Source organism: Micromonospora sp. NPDC048947 (genome assembly GCF_040649495.1).
Classification (GTDB): Bacteria; Actinomycetota; Actinomycetes; order Mycobacteriales; family Micromonosporaceae; genus Micromonospora; species Micromonospora alfalfae.
Genome location: NZ_JBEZFO010000013.1, coordinates 38,620 through 56,853, shown reverse-complemented (window position 1 = coordinate 56,853; position 18,234 = coordinate 38,620). Strand labels below are relative to the sequence as shown.

Genomic DNA, 18,234 nt, shown 5'->3' with positions numbered 1-18,234 from the left:
CGACACCACTACTTCCTGGTTCGAGCACGATCTTCCGGCGGGGGCGGGCGCGGGCACCGGGTGCCGGGTGCCGGTGCGCGGGCCCGGGATCAGGTCGGGTCGGGGCCGGTGCCGGAGGGCTCGAAGAGGTGGGCGAAGGCGGCCAGGTTGGCTGTCGACTCGCCCCGCTTCACCCGCCACTCGTACTCCCGCCGGATCGAACTGCCGAAGCCGATCTCCAGCATCGTGTCGAACGACTCGTCGGCGTACGTGAGCACCGCGCCGAACAGTCGATCCAACTCGTCGGCGTCCACGCCGGCCGGGTTGACCCGACCGGTCAGGTACACGTCGCCGACCGCGTCGGTGGAGAAGGAGACCCCGTACATCCGGGCGTTGCGCTGCAACAGCCAGGCCCACAGCTCCTCGCGGCGCTCGTCCGGCTGACGCATCACGAACGCTTCGATCCGCAGCGCGTGCTCGCCGACGATCAGGTTGCAGATCGTCTTGAGCTTGTGGGTGCCCGGCAGCGTCACCGCGTACGAGCCGGGGCCGGTCGACTCCCAGGCCAGGTCCCGCTCGGCACAGACCGACTCGATCAGGGTCGCAAGATCGCTCTTCGGGCTCACCGGACCCACTCTACGACCGACCCGGCTCGCGCACCGGGTGACGACGGGCTGCCCCGGGTCACCAGGAACAGGAGAGGGCCGGGTCACCCGCCAGGTCGGCAGCGAGCCGGGCACGGTGCCCGGCGATCGCCTCGCCGTAGACCCCGAGCAGACCGGCGACCGTACGGTCCCAGGAGAAGTGCCGGGCGTGCTGCTCGGCGCCTCGGGCCAGCACCGAGCGCAGCGCCCGGTTCGGCAGCAGGCCAGCCATCGCACGGGCCCAGTCGACCGGGTCGTGACCGTCGATCAGCACCCCACTGACCTGGTCCCGGACGGCGGTGACCAGCCCTCCCACGGCGGCGGCCAGCACCGGCGTACCGCAGGCCTGCGCCTCCAGGGCGACCAGCCCGAACGATTCGTTGTGCGACGGCACCGCGACCAGGTCCGCCGCTCGGAACAGGGCCGGAAGGTCGTCCCCGGTGAGCGGCGGCAGGAACCGCACCCCGTCGCTGACCCCGAGCTTAGCGGCCAACTCGATCAGGGCGGTCGGCCGATCCAGCCCACTGCCGCTGGGCCCGCCGCAGATCACCACCGTCACCTGATCGGCCAGCGCCGGATCGCGCTCACGCAGCGCGGCGATCGCGCGGATCAGCACGTCGGGGGCCTTGAGCGGCTGGATCCGACCGACGAAGGCAACCACGTACCCGTCGACTGGAAGCCCCAGCCGGCGACGGGTCTGGCGGGCCGCCGCGGACCTGTCGCCCGGCGCGGGCCGGAACCGGGCCAGGTCGACACCCGGCTGCACGACGGACACCCGGGTCGGATCGGCGTCGTATCGGTCGAGTAGGTCGCTGGCCTCGAACCGGGTGTTGGCGACCAACCGGTCCGCCTCGGCGACCACCTGTTCCTCGCCGATGACCCGGGCCTTGGGCTCCGGCCGGTCACCGGCCGCGAGCTGGGCGTTCTTGACCTTCGCCAGGGTGTGCGCGGTGTGCACCAGCGGCACCCCCCAGCGCTCCTTGGCCAGCCAGCCGACCTGCCCGGAGAGCCAGTAGTGGGAGTGGATCAGGTCGTAGTGGCCGGGCGGACGGGACGCCTCCGCGCGCAGCACCCCCGCGGTGAAGGCGCAGAGCTGACCGGGCAGCTCCTCCTTGGTGAGGCCCTCCAGGGGGCCGGAGGTGATGTGCCGAACCTGCACTCCGGGCGCCATCTCGACCACCGGGGGAAGGTCACCGGAGGTGGCCCGGGTGAAGATCTCCACCTCCACGTTGGCCTCGGCGAGACGCCGAGCCACTTCGAGGATGTAGACGTTCATTCCGCCGGCATCACCCGTGCCGGGCTGGTGCAGGGGGGAGGTGTGTACCGACAGGGTGGCGATGCGGCGCGGCCGGGGCCACGGCTGGGCACCTCGCTGACGCCCGACACCGGTGTGCATATCCGCCACATCCGCTCCTTCTTCACGGTTGATGCCGTCTCGCACGACCGGCGCTTCTCGGTCAACCTGTACGCCGGATGTCATCTTCCCCATCGGGCGTCGGAAATTCCCCGGCGCGGCCCCCCGGCGTGACGGACCTCATCACCGAACGCCCGCCAATGGCCGCCGTACGCCCGGTCGGGGCCGGTCGGACGCCCGCTGTGACAATGGCCTGATGACCTCAGTCGCCATCGTCACCGGAGCGTCCAGCGGGATCGGCGCGGCCACCGCCCGCCGGCTCGCCGCCGAGGGCTTCCACGTGCTCGCCGCCGCCCGCCGCGCCGAACGGCTCACCGACCTGGTCGCCGAGATCACCGCCGCCGGCGGGCAGGCCACCGCCGTGACCTGCGACATCACCTCGGACGAATCGGTGGCCCGGCTCGCCGAGGCCGCCGCCCAGGCACCCGGGCCGGTCACGCTCCTGGTCAACAACGCCGGCGGAGCGCGCGGGCTGGACCCGGTCGAGTCCGGCTCGGTCGCCGACTGGCAGTGGATGTACGACGTGAACGTGCTCGGCACCCTGCGGGTCACCCAGGCGCTGCTGCCGGCGCTGGAAGCCTCCGGCTCCGGCACCATCGTGGTGGTCTCCTCCACTGCCGGCCTGACCGTGTACGAGGGCGGGGGCGGCTACACCGCCGCGAAGCACGCGCAGACCGCCATCGCCGGCACGCTCCGCCTGGAGCTGTGTGGCCGGCCGCTGCGAGTCATCGAGATCGACCCGGGCATGGTGAAGACCGACGAGTTCGGGCTGGTCCGCTTCGAGGGCGACGCGGAACGGGCAGCCGCCGTCTACGCAGGGGTGCCGGGGCCACTGGTCGCCGAGGACGTCGCCGACTGCATCGCCTGGTGCGCCACCCGTCCCGAGCACGTCAACATCGACCGGCTGGTGGTCCGCCCCCGGGCACAGGCCGCCCAGCACAAGGTGCACCGGGTCTAGGGCCTGTTTCATGAGGGCGGTCGAGCCGAGGCGGAGTCCGGGCAAGGCGCGGTTTGGTCCGGATACCGGTGTCGTATCCGGACCAGACCGCAACGCCGCCGGTCGTCGTCCGGGCCCGCCGGAGGCCGGCCAGTTCTTATGAAACAGGCCCTAGCAGTGCTGCGCGAGAAGTGAGCCGGGTTTGCGAGCCCGCAGTCGCGAACGGAGATTGACCTTGAGGTCGACATGAGCCCCGCGGCGCGGCGGCGGCCGTTCGGCGTGGTCACGCGCGGCACGACGAACCCGAACCGGCTCCGTCGGGTGGACAACTGGATCGTCGCCACCTGCGCCGACCGGCTGTTGGCGGCGGACGACCCGCTGGTGGTCGACCTCGGCTACGGCGCCACCCCGGTGACCGCTGTGGAGTTGCGCGCTCGACTGGCCGCCGGGGTCCGTCCGGACGTACGGCTGGTCGGGTTGGAGATCGACGCCGCCCGGGTGGCCGCCGCGGCGCCGGCCGCCGACCCACCCGGGCTGACGTTCGCCAGAGGTGGGTTCGAGTTGGCCGGGCTCCGGCCGGTGCTGGTCCGCGCGTTCAACGTGCTGCGACAGTACGACGAGAGCGAGGTGGCCGAAGCCTGGCAGACGATGACCGCAGCGCTCGCCCCCGGCGGAGTGCTCGTCGAGGGCACGTGTGACGAGTTGGGGCGGCTCGCCAGTTGGCTGCTGATCGACGCCGACGGCCCGCAGACGCTGACCCTGGCCGCGAAGCTCACCACGCTGGGCAGCCCCGCCGAACTGGCCGAGCGACTACCCAAGGCGCTGATCCACCGCAACGTTCCCGGTGAGCCGGTGCACGGGCTGATCCGCGCCCTGGACGACGCCTGGCAGGCCGCCGCCCCGTACGCCACCTTCGGCCCCCGCCAACGCTGGCTGCACGCGGTGACCCGCCTCCGCGAAACGGGCTGGCCCATCCTCGGCAACCCCACCCGCTGGCGCCAGGGCGAACTAACCCTCCCCTGGCCCCTCCCCTAACCCACCCCACAGGCCCCACCACGCCCACCACACCCCCCACGCCGATCTTGCACTTTCGGTCGTTGATTCGCCCCTGTTGTGGCCGTTATGTCCCCGCAGAAACTGCAAGATCGCGGGGGCAGGGGTGGGGGCAGGGTTGGGGGCAGGGGTGGGGTGGGGTGGGGGTTAGAGGGTGCAGTTGATGAGGACTGGTTCGGGGTGCAGGGTTACGCCGAAGCGGGCGTGGACCTGATCGCTGATGGTGCGGGCCAGGGCGAGCAGGTCGCTGGTGTGGGCGGTGCCGCTGCGGTTGGTCAGGGCCAGTGTGTGCTTGCTGGAAATGGCCACTCCACCCTCGCCGGGGTGGCCCTTGGCGAAGCCGGCCTTGTCGATCAGCCAGGCGGCGCTCACCTTGACCAGGCCGTCCGCTCCGGGCCAGGCGGGCGGGTCGCCCAGCTCGGCGGAGCGTTCCAGGAGCTGTTCGTACGTCGCGCGGTCGAGCACCGGGTTGGTGAAGAAGGAGCCGACCGAGCGAGTGTCCGGGTCGTTGGCGTCGAGCACCATCCCCTTGCCCGCCCGCAGCCGCAGCACCACCGCTCGGGCGTCGGCCAGCGGCACCTGCTCGCCCACCTCGACACCGAGGGCTCGGGCCAGTTCCGCGTAGCGCACCGGCCCGGAGAGCGGGGACCTGGCGAGTCGGAAGTCGACCGAGAGCACCACCCAGCGGTCCATGTACTTGAAGATGCTGCCCCGGTAGGCGAAGCCGCATTCGGCTGCGGGGATGACCTGGCGGGTGCCCTCGACCCGGTCGTACACCTCGACGCCGGTGATCGTCTCGGCGACCTCCTGGCCGTACGCGCCGACATTCTGGATCGGGGTGGCACCGGTCGAGCCGGGGATGCCGGACAGGCATTCGAGCCCGGCCCAGCCGTTGGCGACAGTGGCGGCGACCAGGTCGTCCCAGGGCTCGCCGGCGTCGACCCGTACGGTGACCGAGGTGGCGTCCTCGGCGATGACCCGCATGCCACGGGAGCGCACCAGCACGACGGTGCCGGGGAAGCCGGCGTCGCCGATCACCACGTTGCTGCCCCCGGCCAGGATCAGGACCGGCTCCGCCGCGGCGCGTACCGCGTGGACGAGTTCGTCGGCACTGCCGGCGGCCACGATCCGCTCGGCCGGCCCACCCGTTCGCAGGGTGGTGTAGCCGGCGAGTGGACCGGGGATGGCACGATCGGCGTCGGTTGTCGGCTGGGCGGAGGCGTCTGGCACGCCCTTCACCTTAGGCTGACAAGTAGCCGTGGCACCCACTGGTCGCCCGGCACCCCCGGGAGGATGGCGATGAGCAGACTGCAGGGCAGCAAGGATTTCTGGATCGGGGCGCTCCGGACGGAGGGTCCGGCTTTCGCGGCAGCGGTGGCCGAGGCGCCGCCGGAGACACCGGTGCTGTCCTGTCCGGGCTGGACGGTCAACGACCTCACACTGCACATGGCTGGCCTCTACCACTGGATTTCGTCTTTCGCCGGTTCCGGCCAGACCGGCCAACCGCCTCGGCGGGAGAAGATCGAGGCTGACCCGGGCGTGAACGCGCTCCAGTTGTGGCAGCAGGGTTACGACCGGGTGATGACCGTCTTCGACGGGCTCGATCCCGAGGCACCGGCCTGGAACTGGGCTCCGCAGCCGAAGAAGGCCGGCTTCTGGCCGCGTCGGATGGCGCACGAGACGGCTGTGCACCGCTGGGACGCCCAGCTCGCCATCGCGGCTGGTGACCCGGTGGAGGCGAAGCTCGCGGCCGACGGGGTGAGCGAGGTGCTGGACACCTGGCTGCCGGCGGGCCGGCGGCAGGTTCCGGGTACCTGGCACGGGGTCGTGCAGCTCTGCGCGACCGATGCGGCCCAGGAGTGGTATCTGCGGTTGCGCGGCGAGGGGGTGGCGCTGCTCGACACCGCGACCATCTTCGACCACGACGATCACCACGCCCGCGCCCAGGTCAGCGGCACCGCGAGCGACCTGCTGCTGGCGCTCTGGGGTCGGGTGAGCTTCGAGACGCTGGACGTCGTCGGCGACCGCACCCTGTTGAACGGTCTGCGCACCGGCTGACCGACCGACAACGAACGAGGGCGTCACCCCGGCGGGGGTGACGCCCTCGTCGATGTTGGGGCATCCCCGCCTACCGGGCGACGCCGCCCCCGGCGAGCGTTCATCACGGGAACGCAACGCAGAGAGAGCGCTCTCTTGACAGTGCGTTGGTGACCCACCACAGTGTCGTGAGAGCGCTCTCTTAGCCATCTGCCATCACCCCGCCCGCCTTGAGAGAGGTCGATAACCAATGGCTGTCATCCCGCGCCGCCGCCTCGCCGCAGTGGCCCTCGTCGCCGCCACCGCCCTGCTCGTCACCTCTGGCTGCGGCGGCGGTGACGAGCCGGGCGACGGACCGGTCACCCTGACCGTCGACGTCTTCGGCCAGTTCGGCTACGAGCAGCTCTACCAGGAGTACATGACCGCGAACCCCGGCGTGAAGGTCGTCGAGCGCGGCACCGGCACCAACCTCGACGAGTACTCGCCGAAGCTCACCCAGTGGCTCGCCGCCGGCCGGGGCGCCGGCGACGTGGTGGCCATCGAGGAGGGCCTGCTTGTCGAGTACAAGGCCAACCCGGCCAACTTCGTCAACCTGCTGGACCACGGCGCCGCCGACCTCAAGGGCAACTTCCTGGAGTGGAAGTGGAACGCCGGCCTGACCGCCGACGGCAAGCAGCTCATCGGCCTCGGCACCGACGTCGGCGGCATCGCCATGTGCTACCGCAAGGACCTCTTCCAGAAAGCCGGCCTGCCCACCGAGCGGGAGGCGGTCTCGAAGCTCTGGCCCACCTGGCCGGACTACATCGCCACCGGCGAGAAGTTCGCCGCCGCGAAGACCGGCGCGTCCTTCCTCGACGGGGCGACGAACACCTTCAACACCATCCTGTTGCAGACCGCCGGCAACACCTCCGGCTACAGCTACTACGACACCAGCGAGAAACTGGTCGTGGACAGCAACCCGGCCGTGCGACAGGCGTGGGACACCACAATGGACATCATCGACTCGGGCCTCTCCGGCAAGTACGGCTCCTGGTCGGAGGAGTGGGTCTCCGCCTTCAAGCAGTCGAAGTTCGCCACCATCGCCTGCCCCGCCTGGATGACCGGCGTCATCGAGGCCAACGCCGGAACTGACGCCCAGGGCAAGTGGGACATCGCCCGGGTGCCCGGCAACGGCGGCAACTGGGGTGGGTCGCACCTCGCCGTGCCCAAGCAGAGCAAGCACCAGGCCGAGGCGATCAGGCTGGCCAAGTTCCTGACCAGCGCCAAGGGGCAGATCGGGGCGTTCAAGGCCAAGGGTCCGCTGCCCTCCTCGCCGCAGGCGCTCGACGACCCGGCGATCACCGGCGCGACCAACGCGTACTTCTCGGGGGCACCGGTCGGCGCCATCTTCGGCACCGGCGCGAAGAGCCTGAAGCCGGTCTACATGGGCCCGAAGAACCAGGCCGTACGGACCGAGGTGGAGAACGCCGTACGGACCGTGGAGCTGGGTCAGCGCAGCCCCGCGCAGGGCTGGACCGACGCGGTGACCAACGCGAAGAAGGCCGCCGCCAAGTAGCCCAACCAGCGTGCGTGCGGGCGGGCTCCGACGACCGGAGTTCCGCCCGTAGTGCGGAAAGGAGTTCCCGGGCATGACCGTCCAGCTCGACGCCCGCCCGCCGGTGGTACCGGCGCCCCAGCGTTCGCCAGGCCGGCTCAGCCGGCTCGACACCCGGTACTCGCCGTACCTCTACGTCGCCCCGTTCTTCCTGATCTTCGGCATCTTCGGGGCGTACCCGCTGGCGTACACCTTCTGGGTCTCGCTGCACGACTGGGACCTGCTCGGAGCCGACCACCCCTTCGTCGGGGCGGAGAACTACACCCGGCTGCTGGCCGACGCGGACTTCTGGCACGCGCTGGTGAACACGCTGGGCATCTTCGTGATCTCCACGGTGCCGCAGTTGCTCGCCGCGCTCTGGCTGGCCAACCTCCTCAACCGGGGCCTGCGCGCCCGCACCGGCTGGCGGATGGCGGTGCTCGTCCCCAACGTGACCTCCACGGCCGCGGTGGCGATCGTCTTCGGGGTGCTCTTCGGCCGCGAGTTCGGGATGATCAACTGGTTGCTCGACCTGGTCGGGGTGGACGCCATCGGCTGGAAGTCCAACCGGTTCGCCTCCTGGGTGGCCATCTCCGCGATGGTCGACTGGCGGTGGACCGGCTACAACGCGCTGATCCTGCTGGCCGCGATGCAGGCCATCCCCCGCGACCTGTACGAGGCCGCGGCGATCGACGGCGCCGGCCGGGCCCGGCAGTTCTGGTCGGTCACCGTGCCGCTGCTCAAGCCGACGATCATCTTCTGCACCATCATCGCCACCATCGGCGGCCTGCAACTCTTCACCGAGCCCCGGATGTTCAACTCCGGCACCAACCCGATCCGCGGCGGACCGCTGCGCGAGTCGCAGACGCTGACCATGTACATGTTCGAGAACGCCTTCGCCCCGCACTACAACTTCGGGTACGGCTCGGCCGTGGCCTGGCTGCTCTTCGCGCTCATCGCGATCGTCGCGGCCGTCAACGTGCTGCTCCTGCGCCGCCTCGGCGGGGACCGACCGCAGAAGGGAGCGGCACGATGAGCCGACTCTGGCGGGCCAGCCCGCTCACCTACCTCGCCCTGGTCGTCGCCGCCGGCCTGTCGGTCTTTCCGATCTGGTGGATGTTCGTCGTCGCCAGCCGCAGCAACGACGCGATGGGCCAGCTGCCACCCCCGGTCACGCCCGGCGGCAACCTGGGCGCCAACATCGCCCGGCTGTTCGACAACCCCGACGCGTACTTCCTGACCGGTCTGATCAACTCGGCGATCGTGGCCACCACTGTCACAGTGTCAGTGGTGTTCTTCTCCAGCCTGGCCGGGTTCGCCTTCGCCAAGCTCAGGTTCCGTGGCCGCAACGCGATGCTGCTGGTGATCATCGCGACCATGATGGTGCCGACCCAGCTCGGCGTGATCCCGCTCTACCTGCTCATGACCAAGCTGCAGTGGAACGACCGGCTGCCCGCGGTCATCGTCCCGGTGCTGGTCACCGGGTTCGGGGTGTTCATGATGCGGCAGTACGCCGGCCAGGCGGTCAGTGACGAGCTGATCGAGGCCGCCCGGATGGACGGTTGTGGCACCGCCCGGATCTGGTGGCACGTCGTGCTGCCCGCGCTGCGCCCGGCCGCCGCCGTCCTCGGCCTGCTCACCTTCATGACCACCTGGAACGACTTCCTCTGGCCGTACGCTGTACTGAACGATCCGGCGAATCCGACGGTGCAGCTGTCCCTACGAGCGCTGTCGGACGGGTACTACCAGGACATGTCGCAGGTGTTCACCGGAACGGCCATCGCGACGCTGCCCCTGCTACTGGTCTTCGTGTTGTTCGGCCGGCAGATCATCGGCGGAATCATGGAAGGTGCGGTCAAGGCGTGAACGAGCGGAGCGAGCCAACCAACCGGTCCAGCAACGAGATCCGGTTTCCCGAACACTTCCTCTGGGGGGCGGCCACCGCCGCGTACCAGATCGAGGGTGCGGCCCGCGACGACGGTCGCGGACCGTCCATCTGGGACACCTTCAGCCGTACGCCCGGCAAGGTGTACCAGGGCCACACCGGCGACGTCGCCTGCGACCACTACCACCGGTACGCCGACGACGTGGCGCTGATGGCCGAGCTGGGTCTGCGGGCGTACCGGTTCTCCGTCGCCTGGCCGCGGATCCAGCCCGACGGCACCGGCCCGGCCAACCCCCGTGGGCTGGACTTCTACGACCGGCTCACCGACACGCTGCTCGATCGGGGAATCGACCCGATCGTCACCCTCTACCACTGGGACCTGCCGCAGGCCCTCGGCGACCGGGGTGGCTGGACCAACCGGGACACCGCCGAGCACTTCGCCACCTACGCCACGGCGGTGTACGCCCGCCTCGGCGACCGGATCGACGTGTGGACCACGCTCAACGAGCCGTGGTGCTCGGCCTACCTCGGTTACGCCAACGGGCTGCACGCTCCGGGTGAGCAGGATCCGGCGGCGGCCTTCACCGCCGTACACCATCTGCTGTTGGGGCACGGCCTGGCGGCGCGGGCGTTGCGCGCGGCCGGCGCACGCAGCGTGGGCGTCACTGTCAACCCGGCCGACGTACGCCCGGCCGACCCGCAGAGCGCTGCCGACGCCGCCGCGGTGCGCCTTGTCGACGGCCTGCACAACCGGATCTTCCTCGACCCGCTGCTGGCCGGCGGCTACCCGGACGACGTCCGCGAGCACGTGGCCCGGATCGTCGAGCCGACGTTCATCCGCGACGGCGACGAGAAGGTGATCGCCGCCCCGATCGACCTGCTCGGCATCAACTACTACGCCCCGAGTTACGTGGCCGGTCGGCCCGACGGCGCAGGCAACGTCGCGTACCCGGGCACCGAGGGCGCTGTGCACTTCCTGCCGCCGGCCGGGCCGCTCACCGACATGGGTTGGATGATCGAACCGGCCGGGCTCACCCGGCTGCTGGAGCGGATCGCCGCCGACTATCCCGGTGTGCCGCTGCTGATCACCGAGAACGGTGCGGCGTTCCCCGACAAGCCCGGCGCCGACTCGCCCGACGGCCCGACGCAGGTGATCGACGCCGATCGCATCGCCTACCTCGACGGGCACCTCCGTGCGGCGCACGATGCGATCTCCCGGGGCGTGGACCTGCGCGGTTATCTCGTATGGTCATTCCTGGACAACTTCGAGTGGGCGGAGGGTTACCGCAAGCGGTTCGGGATCGTGCACGTCGACTACCTGACCCAGCGGCGCACACCGAAGGCCAGCGCCCGGTGGTACCAGGAGGTGATCTCCCGGAACGGGCTGTGACGAGCGGGGGAAAGCGCGATGACGACGGCGCAGCGGCCGACGCTCGAAGCGGTGGCAGCGCGGGCCGGGGTGTCCCGCGCCACCGTTTCCCGGGTGGTCAACGGGTCCACCACCGTCGCCGAACCGATCCGCGAGGCGGTCACCCGGGCGGTCGCCGAGTTGGGGTACGTCCCCAACCTGGCGGCCCGCAGCCTGGTCACCCAGCGCACCGACTCGATCGCCCTGGTCATGCCGGAGGCGGCCACCCGGGTCTTCTCCGACGACCAGGTCTTTCCCGGCATCATCCGGGGCGTCAGCCAGGAGTTGGAGGCGGCCGACAAGCAACTGGTGCTGATGCTCGCCGGCTCACCGGCCGGGCACCACCGGGTCGAGCGGTACACCACCGGTCGGCACGTCGACGGCGTGCTCTTCGCGTCGCTGCACGGTGCCGACCCGCTGCCCGGCACGCTGGCCCGACTCGGCATCCCGGTGGTGGTCAGCGGCCGGCCGCTCGGCGACGTGCCCGTCCCGTACGTCGACGTCGACCACGTGGCCGGGGTGACAGCGGCCGTCCGGCACATGATCGACAGCGGTCGCCGACGGATCGCGACGATCGCCGGGCCACAGGACATGGTCGCCGGGATCGAACGACTCAGCGGTTACCGCAGCACTGTCGCCGACGCGGGGCTGCCCGAGCTGATCGCCATCGGTGACTTCACCCGGGAATCCGGGTCGGCGGCGATGCGCCGCCTGCTCGCCGAGCATCCCGACCTCGACGGCGTCTTCGCCGCCTCCGACCTGATGGCGCACGCCGCCCTGCGGACGCTGCGCGAGGCCGGTCGGCGGGTGCCCGACGACGTGGCGGTGGTCGGCTTCGACGACATCGAGACCGCTGCCTACACCGAGCCGCCGCTGACCACCGTCCGGCAGCCGATCGTGGAACTCGGCCGCCGGATGACCCGCCAACTGCTCCGGCTGGCCGCCGGGGAGAGCATCGAGCAGGCGGTCATGCTGCCCACCGAGCTGATCCGTCGCGCCTCCGCCTGACCGCGCCAGGCGGTTAATGCGTCGCTCGGGGCAGGCGATCCTGGTTAGCCTCGCCGACATGCCGGATCCTGTCGCACTGCTCAGCTGTCTCCACCAACTCGTCGAGGTCGAGGCCGTCGCCGCCGTCCGGACGGGGGCCTGACATGCGGATACGTGAGGCGCGGCCGGACGACGCGCCGGGCGTGGTGGCGCTACGGGCGACGGTCTACCCGTACCTGGTGCGCGGGGTCGAGTCGACCCGCAAGATGATCGCCGAGCCGGTACCGGGCAGGGACTGGGCCGCCTTCGTGGCCGAGGTCGATGCCCAGATCGTCGGATGGGTGACGGCGCAACGCAACGCGTCGACCTCTACGGCGGGTTTCGGTGACATCACCCTCCTGCACGTGCACCCCGAGCACCGGCGGCGCGGCATCGGCACCGCCCTGTTGACGACCGCCACGGGTCACCTCGCCCCGCTGGGGGTCCACCGGCTCCGCGCCTTCGCCCAGCCGGAGGCGCTGCCGTTCGCCAGTCAGCACGGCTACGAGCCCAGTCGCGAGCTGCGCTTCTCGGCGCTCGACCTGAATCCGGCACCCGCGCTGCCCGACCCGGCACCAGGCGTACGGCTGCGTCCGATCGCGGAAATCGACCCGCACCGGCTCTACACGGCGGACGTGATCGCGGCGCTGGATGAGCCGGGCGACGTACCGGTCGACTCGATTGGCTACGAGGACTGGCTGTACGACGTCTGGGACAACCTCGGCCTGGACAAGAGAGCCAGCACCGCTGTCGAGGTCGACGGGGAGGTGGCCGCGTTCAGCCTGGTGAAGCGGGACGGGGACCGGATGTGGTCGGACTTCACCGGCAGCGTCCCTGCGTACCGGGGACGGGGGCTGGCCCGGCTGGCCAAGACGGCGGCGCTGCACCGGGCCGCCGCGAACGGCGTACGCGTCGCGTACACCTCGAACGACGAGGCGAACGCGCCGATGCTGGCAATCAACGCCCGACTGGGCTACCGCCCGGTGGCAGCCGAGTGGAGCTGCCTGGCCGAGCTGACCTGATCATCAGTCACCCTCAGTACGAGAGCGGATCAGCTGCTCAACGGCGATCTACCGGCCGTGAGCGGCGGGCCAGGGACAACCACCCGAGAAAGCGGGTGTGCATCACCGCGAGATCCGGGCGACCGCCCAGGCCGTACATGTCGTCGACGGCCTCCTGCATCGATGAGGCCAGGTAGAACGCCAAAGCGATCGAATGACCATAGAACTCGGCAATGAGGTTGAGTTGAGCCGGACCGCAGGGCCAAGGCGCAGCACAGTTGCGACACAGCCAAGCAGGACGCATCGGCAGGTGCGGCCGAGGGCGAGTGGTCATCCGACCCTCACCTGACCACGACGTATCTGCCGGCGGGTCGTCGGCCGAGCGGTCGACACCGGAGCATCCGGCCAGATCAGCCCGGACATCTGGACGAAGAGCGACCGCCGAACGACCGCCTCGCCCTTCGGGCCTAGCTCGTAGCCCTCAATCCAGAGCCAGCCGTCATAAGTGACCCAGTTGGGAAGCCTGATCACTCGGACGAAGATCGGCCGGAGGAACTGCACACTCGCGGCGCGAGTCAGGTGCAGGACATCGCCCGACTTCACCGTCCGCGCGGACCCGCTCACCGGGCCATCCAACGGCGGTCCGCAACACGATTGACCCGTAACCCCGGGCGCGGCACCGGGCCGATGGTTCCGGGTGGCCACGGGACCGGCGGGCGCTCCACGGGTGCGGGCGCCGGTTTCGGTTGCGGTGCAGGTCGCTCCTCGGGCATGTCTCCCCCTCCGGTGGTCTAGGAGGACCGCCCCGAAGTGCTCGGCCACGGGGCGGCCCGGGCAGCCCTCGCTGGATTTCGCTTCCACCAGCGGTACCGCTTATCCGCACGGTTTCAGCGGGTACCGGACGCCTCTACCGTCCGTGTGCGACCATCGGGGACGTCTAGGAAAGGTCCCCTTGCGATGACGCGGAACGACGCCCTCGGACAAGCCCTCAGATCGACGGGGCTGACCGTTGCTGACCTGGCCGAGAAATGTGGTGTGGATCCGAAGACGGTTGAGCGGTGGATCAGCAGGGGTCGCGTTCCTCACCCCCGCTCCCGGATGCGGGCCGCCGGGGTGTTGGGTCAGGATGTAGAAGTGCTATGGCCCGAAGTCGTCCGCCGCGCTATCAAGGTCGGTTCAGATCGTGAGCTGGTCGGCGTGTACGCGCGCCGATCCGACCTTCCGCGTTCGTTATTCCGCGAGTTGATCAACAAAGCAGATACCCGGTTGTGGTTCGGCGGGTACACGAGTTACTTCGTCTGGCTCGAGGTACCCAACGCCGCCACCACGCTCGGCGCAAAGGCTCAGGGCGGCGCAGATGTGCGTTTCCTGCTCGGTGACCCCGGCAGCACGGTCACCACAGCGCGAGAGCGTATTGAGGCCACTCCCCTCACGCTCGCGACCCGCATAGCCATGACTCAGGCCGAGATCGCGAAGTCTCCGGAACCCCTTGCCGTCCGACTGTCAGAACGGCATGCTGCCATGTCCGTTTGGATCTTCGATGACGAGGCGATAGTGGCTACGCATATCGGCGCACGTCTAGGGCAGGACTCAGTAACGATGCACCTCCGCCGCCGGGAGGCCGGCGGTCCATTCGATCGTTACGTGGAGCACTTCGAGTCCCTCTGGGATGACGCCCGGGCGGCGTAGCCGCAGTGGACCAGCAGAGCGGCGTCGGTGCAGTGATCACTTGATGGTGAGTAGTTCAAAGCCGCTCGTGGGAACTACTCATCAACACCGTTGCGTAAGGCGATCGGTTGCTTGCGCCGATCTTGCACTTTGGGTCGCCGAAAAGCGCGGAATGCCCCTTAAGTCGGGACAGTAAGTGCAAGATCGCGGCACGGGGGCAGCCCGGCCTCGTCGATCATGGAGTTGTGGTGCCTGTTCTGGTGCTGCACGGGCGCTTTGTCGCCCACCATAACTCCATGATCGACGAGGTGCGGGGTTGACGAACAGCCACTCCGCCTAAGGCAACGGTGTTGAACTACTCACCATTAAATGATCAAGGGGAGATGCCCCTACGCGACGGTGTCGTCGAAGATCCGGCGTGCTGTGGCGTGGGTGTCCGCCCCGAACAGCACCAGGCGGGCCTCGGTGACGGCGGCCGGGGTGGCCGACCGCAGCACCGTCAGCGCCTGACCGACAGCGTCGTCGACCGGCCAGCCGTAGATGCCGGCGGAGATCAACGGAAAGGCCACAGTGCCAGCGCCCACCTCGTCGGCCACCCGCAGGCTGTTGGCGTAGCAGTCGCGCAGCAGCGCCGACCGGTCCTCGCCGGCCGACCAGACCGGCCCGACCGTGTGGATCACCCAGCGGGCCGGCAGCTCCCCGGCCGTGGTCGCCACCGCCTGCCCGGTCGGCAACCCTCGGCCGTAGCGGGACGCCCGCAGCGCCCGGCACTCCGCGAGGATGGCGGGGCCGCCGCGCCGGTGGATGGCCCCGTCGACCCCACCGCCGCCGAGCAGTGACGAGTTCGCGGCATTCACTATGGCGTCCACCCGCTGGGTGGTGATGTCGCCCTCGACCAGGGTGATCTCCACGGCTAGCTCCTTTCGACGGGCTGGCCGGCAGGCGGCGCGGACAGCGGGCCGTCGATCGGCTGGCCCATCGAGCGGCGGGCCAGCAACGTGGCGCCGGCGACGGCGGCCGGCATGATCAGTACGGCGCCGAGCGGAATCAGGAAGCAGAGGAAGACGGCCACGCCGAAGCCGAGCGCCGTGGGTCGGTCGGCCTTCAGGATCGTCCGGCGCTGCGGCAGCCGCATCCCCCGTCGGTAGAACGGTGCACCCACCAGCTCCACGGCGAGGAACCAGCCGCCCACTGCCGCCCCGATGACCGGGACGACCGTCTGGCCGACCACCGGGATGAAACCGGCGACGAAGAGCGGGATGCCGACCAACGCCGTGAGCGCCACCAGGCGTACCGAGTCGGCGAGGCTGCGGCGCAGCGACGACCAGAAGGGCACCTCCACAGCGCCCGGCGTGCCGCCGTACCGCTGCTCGACCTGCTCGGAGATCTTCTCGTAGAACGGGTCGCCGATGACCAGGGTGACAGCGGTGAAGGTGAGCACGCCGAGCAGGCCGCCAAGCCCCAGGAAGGCCAACCCGGCGATCACCCGGACCAGGCTGCGGCCGGTGCTCGACCAGTCGTCGGCGAACGGGGTGACAAGCGCGGCGAGATCGTCCACGAAGTACACCAGCGTGGCGAGCGCGGCCAGGAACAGCACGCCGGAGATCAGCGCCGGCACGATGCCGAGCAGCATCAGCCCCGGGCTGCGGACGTAGAGGCCCAACCCGCGCAGGAGCAGCCCCGCCCCGGAGAGGAAGCGTCCGACGACCCCGGTCACCGGGCTGGCGATTCTGCTGGCATCCACGATCGAGCAGCCTAACCAGCCGTGACCGGATCCGCCGGGCGGAGCGCTAGCAGCGACTCACCACGTACACATCAACCGGTTGACGGACAGCGGTGATCCACCGGGGACGCCAGGGTTCGTCGCTGACCGGTCGATTCGCCGACGGGCCACCCCGACAACGCTTGAGGGGTACGAAGTCAGCGGCGGCGGAAGGCGGCACGATGCCGGTCATCGAGGTGACCCACCTGAAGAAGCGGTACGGCGATCTGGTGGCGGTGGACGACGTGTCGCTCGCCGTTGAGGCCGGGGAGATCTTCGGCGTCCTCGGCCCGAACGGCGCCGGCAAGACCACCACAGTGGAGTGCGTCGCCGGGCTGCGTGTTCCCGACGGGGGCGGGGTGTCGGTCCTCGGGCTCGACCCCCGCAGGGACGCGGCCCAGCTACGCCAGCGGGTCGGTGTGCAACTCCAGGAGAGCCAACTGCCGGACCGGTTGCGGGTGGCCGAGGCACTGGAGTTGTACGCCTCGTTCTACCGCAACCCGGCCGACCCGGCCGAGTTGATCGACAAGCTGGGCCTCGGCGACAAACGGAACACCGCGTACAAGAAGCTCTCCGGCGGTCAGAAGCAGCGACTCTCCATCGCGCTGGCACTGGTGGGCAACCCGGAGATCGCGATCCTCGACGAGCTGACCACCGGGCTGGACCCGCAGGCCCGCCGGGACACCTGGGGCCTCATCGAACAGGTCCGCGACAGCGGGGTGACGATCGTGCTGGTCACCCACTTCATGGAGGAGGCCGAGCGGCTCTGCGACCGGGTCGCGGTGATCGACAGGGGTCGGGTGGTCGCCCTGGACAGCCCGGCGGGCCTGGTGTCGGCGGTGGCTCCGGAGCAGCGGATCCGGTTCCGGCCCTCGACTCCGATCGACGACCGACTCCTCGCCGATCTGCCCGAGGTGTCCGCCGTGCAGCGCACCGGCAGCCAGGTGGTGGTGACCGGCACCGGTGAGTTGCTGCACGCCGTCACCTCGGTGCTCGCCCGCCACCAGATCGTCGCCGCGGACCTGCGGCTGGAGCAGTCCACCCTCGACGATGCCTTCGTCGAGCTGACCGGGCACCGGCCCGCCAACTGAGGGGAAGCCAGCATGCACGCCTTCCGCAACATCCTGAGAACCGAGGCGCGCCTCTACCTGCGGGACCTGCCGACGCTTCTCACCACGATCGGGCTGCCCACACTGATCCTGGTGGTGCTCGGGTTGGTCCCCTCGCTGCGCAAGCCGGATCCGACCTTCGACGGGCAGACCTTCGTCAGCTACTTCGCCCCGTCGCTGCTGGTGGTCACCCTCGCCATGGTCGGGGTGAACATCCTGCCCGCCGTGCTGGCCACCTACCGGGAACGCGGCGTGCTGCGTCGGCTGGCGACCACCCCGGCGCACCCGGCCGCTCTGCTCGCCGCCCAACTGGTGCTGGCCCTGGCCGGGATCCTGGCCAGCGCGCTGCTGCTCATCGTCGTCGCCCGGCTCGCGTTCGGTGTGCCCTTCCCCCGGCACCCGCTCGGCTTCACGCTGGCGTTCATCCTCGGCACGGCCGCCCTGCTGTCGCTCGGCCTGCTGGTCGCCGCTGTGGCCCGGACGACGAAGGCGGCACAGGCCCTGGCCGTGCCGCTCTTCCTGGTCATCATGTTCTTCGGCGGGGTCTACCTGCCCCGGTTCCTGCTCCCGGACTTTGTGGCGCGGATCGGCGACTACACGCCGCCCGGGGTGCAGGCGCTCCTCGACGCCTGGACCGGCACCCCGCCGCAGCCGCTGCATCTGGGGATAATGGCGGTCATCGCCGTGGCGGCCGGCGCCGGCGCGGCGAAACTGTTCCGCTGGGAGTGAGCGGAGATG

The 18,234-nt window shown here is 70.2% G+C and carries 19 protein-coding genes; 12 read left to right on the top strand and 7 right to left on the bottom strand.

Going from position 1 to position 18,234, the window contains the following annotated elements:
- Positions 1-89: 89 nt before the first annotated feature.
- Both AB0B98_RS19590 and mshA read right to left on the bottom strand, forming a co-directional pair.
- Positions 90-605 (bottom strand): YbjN domain-containing protein, encoded by a 516-nt coding sequence (locus tag AB0B98_RS19590; RefSeq protein ID WP_357364309.1) that lies wholly within the window; start codon positions 603-605, stop codon positions 90-92.
- Between the two features lie 58 nt (positions 606-663).
- A complete protein-coding gene (mshA, locus tag AB0B98_RS19585) occupies positions 664-2,028 on the bottom strand; it encodes a D-inositol-3-phosphate glycosyltransferase (protein WP_357364307.1) in 1,365 nt (454 codons plus the stop codon).
- Between the two features lie 205 nt (positions 2,029-2,233).
- Here mshA and AB0B98_RS19580 point away from each other — a divergent pair, with 205 nt between their 5' ends.
- Together AB0B98_RS19580 and AB0B98_RS19575 are read left to right on the top strand one after the other, a co-directional pair.
- On the top strand, positions 2,234-2,995 hold the full coding sequence (locus AB0B98_RS19580; protein WP_238666956.1) for an SDR family oxidoreductase: 762 nt from the start codon (positions 2,234-2,236) through the stop codon (positions 2,993-2,995).
- 225 nt (positions 2,996-3,220) lie between these two features.
- Entirely contained in the window at positions 3,221-4,009 is a 789-nt protein-coding gene (locus AB0B98_RS19575) for a class I SAM-dependent methyltransferase (protein WP_357364305.1), read from the top strand.
- A 165-nt stretch (positions 4,010-4,174) separates the two neighbouring features.
- Here the strand turns inward: AB0B98_RS19575 and AB0B98_RS19570 are convergent, their stop codons facing one another.
- Positions 4,175-5,257: a UDP-N-acetylmuramate dehydrogenase gene (locus AB0B98_RS19570; protein ID WP_357364303.1), complete on the bottom strand. Its 1,083-nt coding sequence runs from the start codon at positions 5,255-5,257 to the stop codon at positions 4,175-4,177.
- A 69-nt stretch (positions 5,258-5,326) separates the two neighbouring features.
- On the opposite strand from AB0B98_RS19570, the gene AB0B98_RS19565 reads away from it, so the two are divergent.
- From AB0B98_RS19565 to AB0B98_RS19535, 7 genes are all read left to right on the top strand, one after another.
- Positions 5,327-6,085 (top strand): maleylpyruvate isomerase family mycothiol-dependent enzyme, encoded by a 759-nt coding sequence (locus AB0B98_RS19565; RefSeq protein WP_357364301.1) that lies wholly within the window; start codon positions 5,327-5,329, stop codon positions 6,083-6,085.
- 229 nt (positions 6,086-6,314) lie between these two features.
- A complete protein-coding gene (locus tag AB0B98_RS19560) occupies positions 6,315-7,619 on the top strand; it encodes an extracellular solute-binding protein (protein WP_357364299.1) in 1,305 nt (434 codons plus the stop codon).
- A gap of 73 nt (positions 7,620-7,692) precedes the next feature.
- Entirely contained in the window at positions 7,693-8,673 is a 981-nt protein-coding gene (locus AB0B98_RS19555) for a sugar ABC transporter permease (protein WP_357364297.1), read from the top strand.
- Positions 8,670-9,503 (top strand): carbohydrate ABC transporter permease, encoded by an 834-nt coding sequence (locus tag AB0B98_RS19550; RefSeq protein WP_238666961.1) that lies wholly within the window; start codon positions 8,670-8,672, stop codon positions 9,501-9,503. The genes AB0B98_RS19555 and AB0B98_RS19550 overlap by 4 nt, the downstream gene beginning before the upstream one ends.
- The gene (locus AB0B98_RS19545; RefSeq protein WP_357364295.1) at positions 9,500-10,912 is read left to right on the top strand and encodes a GH1 family beta-glucosidase; all 1,413 of its coding nucleotides are present in this window, start codon (positions 9,500-9,502) and stop codon (positions 10,910-10,912) included. Before AB0B98_RS19550 ends, AB0B98_RS19545 begins: the two co-directional genes overlap by 4 nt.
- A gap of 18 nt (positions 10,913-10,930) precedes the next feature.
- Complete coding sequence (locus AB0B98_RS19540) at positions 10,931-11,938, top strand: LacI family DNA-binding transcriptional regulator (RefSeq protein ID WP_112584215.1); 1,008 nt, start codon at positions 10,931-10,933, stop codon at positions 11,936-11,938.
- 143 nt (positions 11,939-12,081) lie between these two features.
- Positions 12,082-12,978, top strand: coding sequence for a GNAT family N-acetyltransferase (locus AB0B98_RS19535; protein WP_357364293.1), 897 nt, complete (start codon positions 12,082-12,084; stop codon positions 12,976-12,978).
- Positions 12,979-13,015: 37 nt separating this feature from the next.
- Here AB0B98_RS19535 and AB0B98_RS19530 read toward each other — a convergent pair whose 3' ends face one another.
- Both AB0B98_RS19530 and AB0B98_RS19525 read right to left on the bottom strand, forming a co-directional pair.
- Positions 13,016-13,291, bottom strand: coding sequence for a hypothetical protein (locus AB0B98_RS19530; RefSeq protein ID WP_357364291.1), 276 nt, complete (start codon positions 13,289-13,291; stop codon positions 13,016-13,018).
- Complete coding sequence (locus AB0B98_RS19525; RefSeq protein WP_357364470.1) at positions 13,288-13,560, bottom strand: hypothetical protein; 273 nt, start codon at positions 13,558-13,560, stop codon at positions 13,288-13,290. The genes AB0B98_RS19530 and AB0B98_RS19525 overlap by 4 nt, the downstream gene beginning before the upstream one ends.
- Positions 13,561-13,914: 354 nt before the next feature.
- On the opposite strand from AB0B98_RS19525, the gene AB0B98_RS19520 reads away from it, so the two are divergent.
- Entirely contained in the window at positions 13,915-14,646 is a 732-nt protein-coding gene (locus AB0B98_RS19520) for a helix-turn-helix transcriptional regulator (protein ID WP_357364289.1), read from the top strand.
- A gap of 368 nt (positions 14,647-15,014) precedes the next feature.
- Here the strand turns inward: AB0B98_RS19520 and AB0B98_RS19515 are convergent, their stop codons facing one another.
- Together AB0B98_RS19515 and AB0B98_RS19510 are read right to left on the bottom strand one after the other, a co-directional pair.
- On the bottom strand, positions 15,015-15,536 hold the full coding sequence (locus tag AB0B98_RS19515) for an O-acetyl-ADP-ribose deacetylase (RefSeq protein ID WP_357364287.1): 522 nt from the start codon (positions 15,534-15,536) through the stop codon (positions 15,015-15,017).
- 2 nt (positions 15,537-15,538) lie between these two features.
- The gene (locus AB0B98_RS19510; protein WP_357364285.1) at positions 15,539-16,369 is read right to left on the bottom strand and encodes an EI24 domain-containing protein; all 831 of its coding nucleotides are present in this window, start codon (positions 16,367-16,369) and stop codon (positions 15,539-15,541) included.
- A gap of 200 nt (positions 16,370-16,569) precedes the next feature.
- Between AB0B98_RS19510 and AB0B98_RS19505 the strand changes: the two genes are divergently transcribed.
- Together AB0B98_RS19505 and AB0B98_RS19500 are read left to right on the top strand one after the other, a co-directional pair.
- Complete coding sequence (locus AB0B98_RS19505; protein WP_357364283.1) at positions 16,570-17,478, top strand: ABC transporter ATP-binding protein; 909 nt, start codon at positions 16,570-16,572, stop codon at positions 17,476-17,478.
- A gap of 12 nt (positions 17,479-17,490) precedes the next feature.
- Complete coding sequence (locus tag AB0B98_RS19500; protein WP_357364280.1) at positions 17,491-18,225, top strand: ABC transporter permease; 735 nt, start codon at positions 17,491-17,493, stop codon at positions 18,223-18,225.
- Positions 18,226-18,234: the final 9 nt, after the last annotated feature.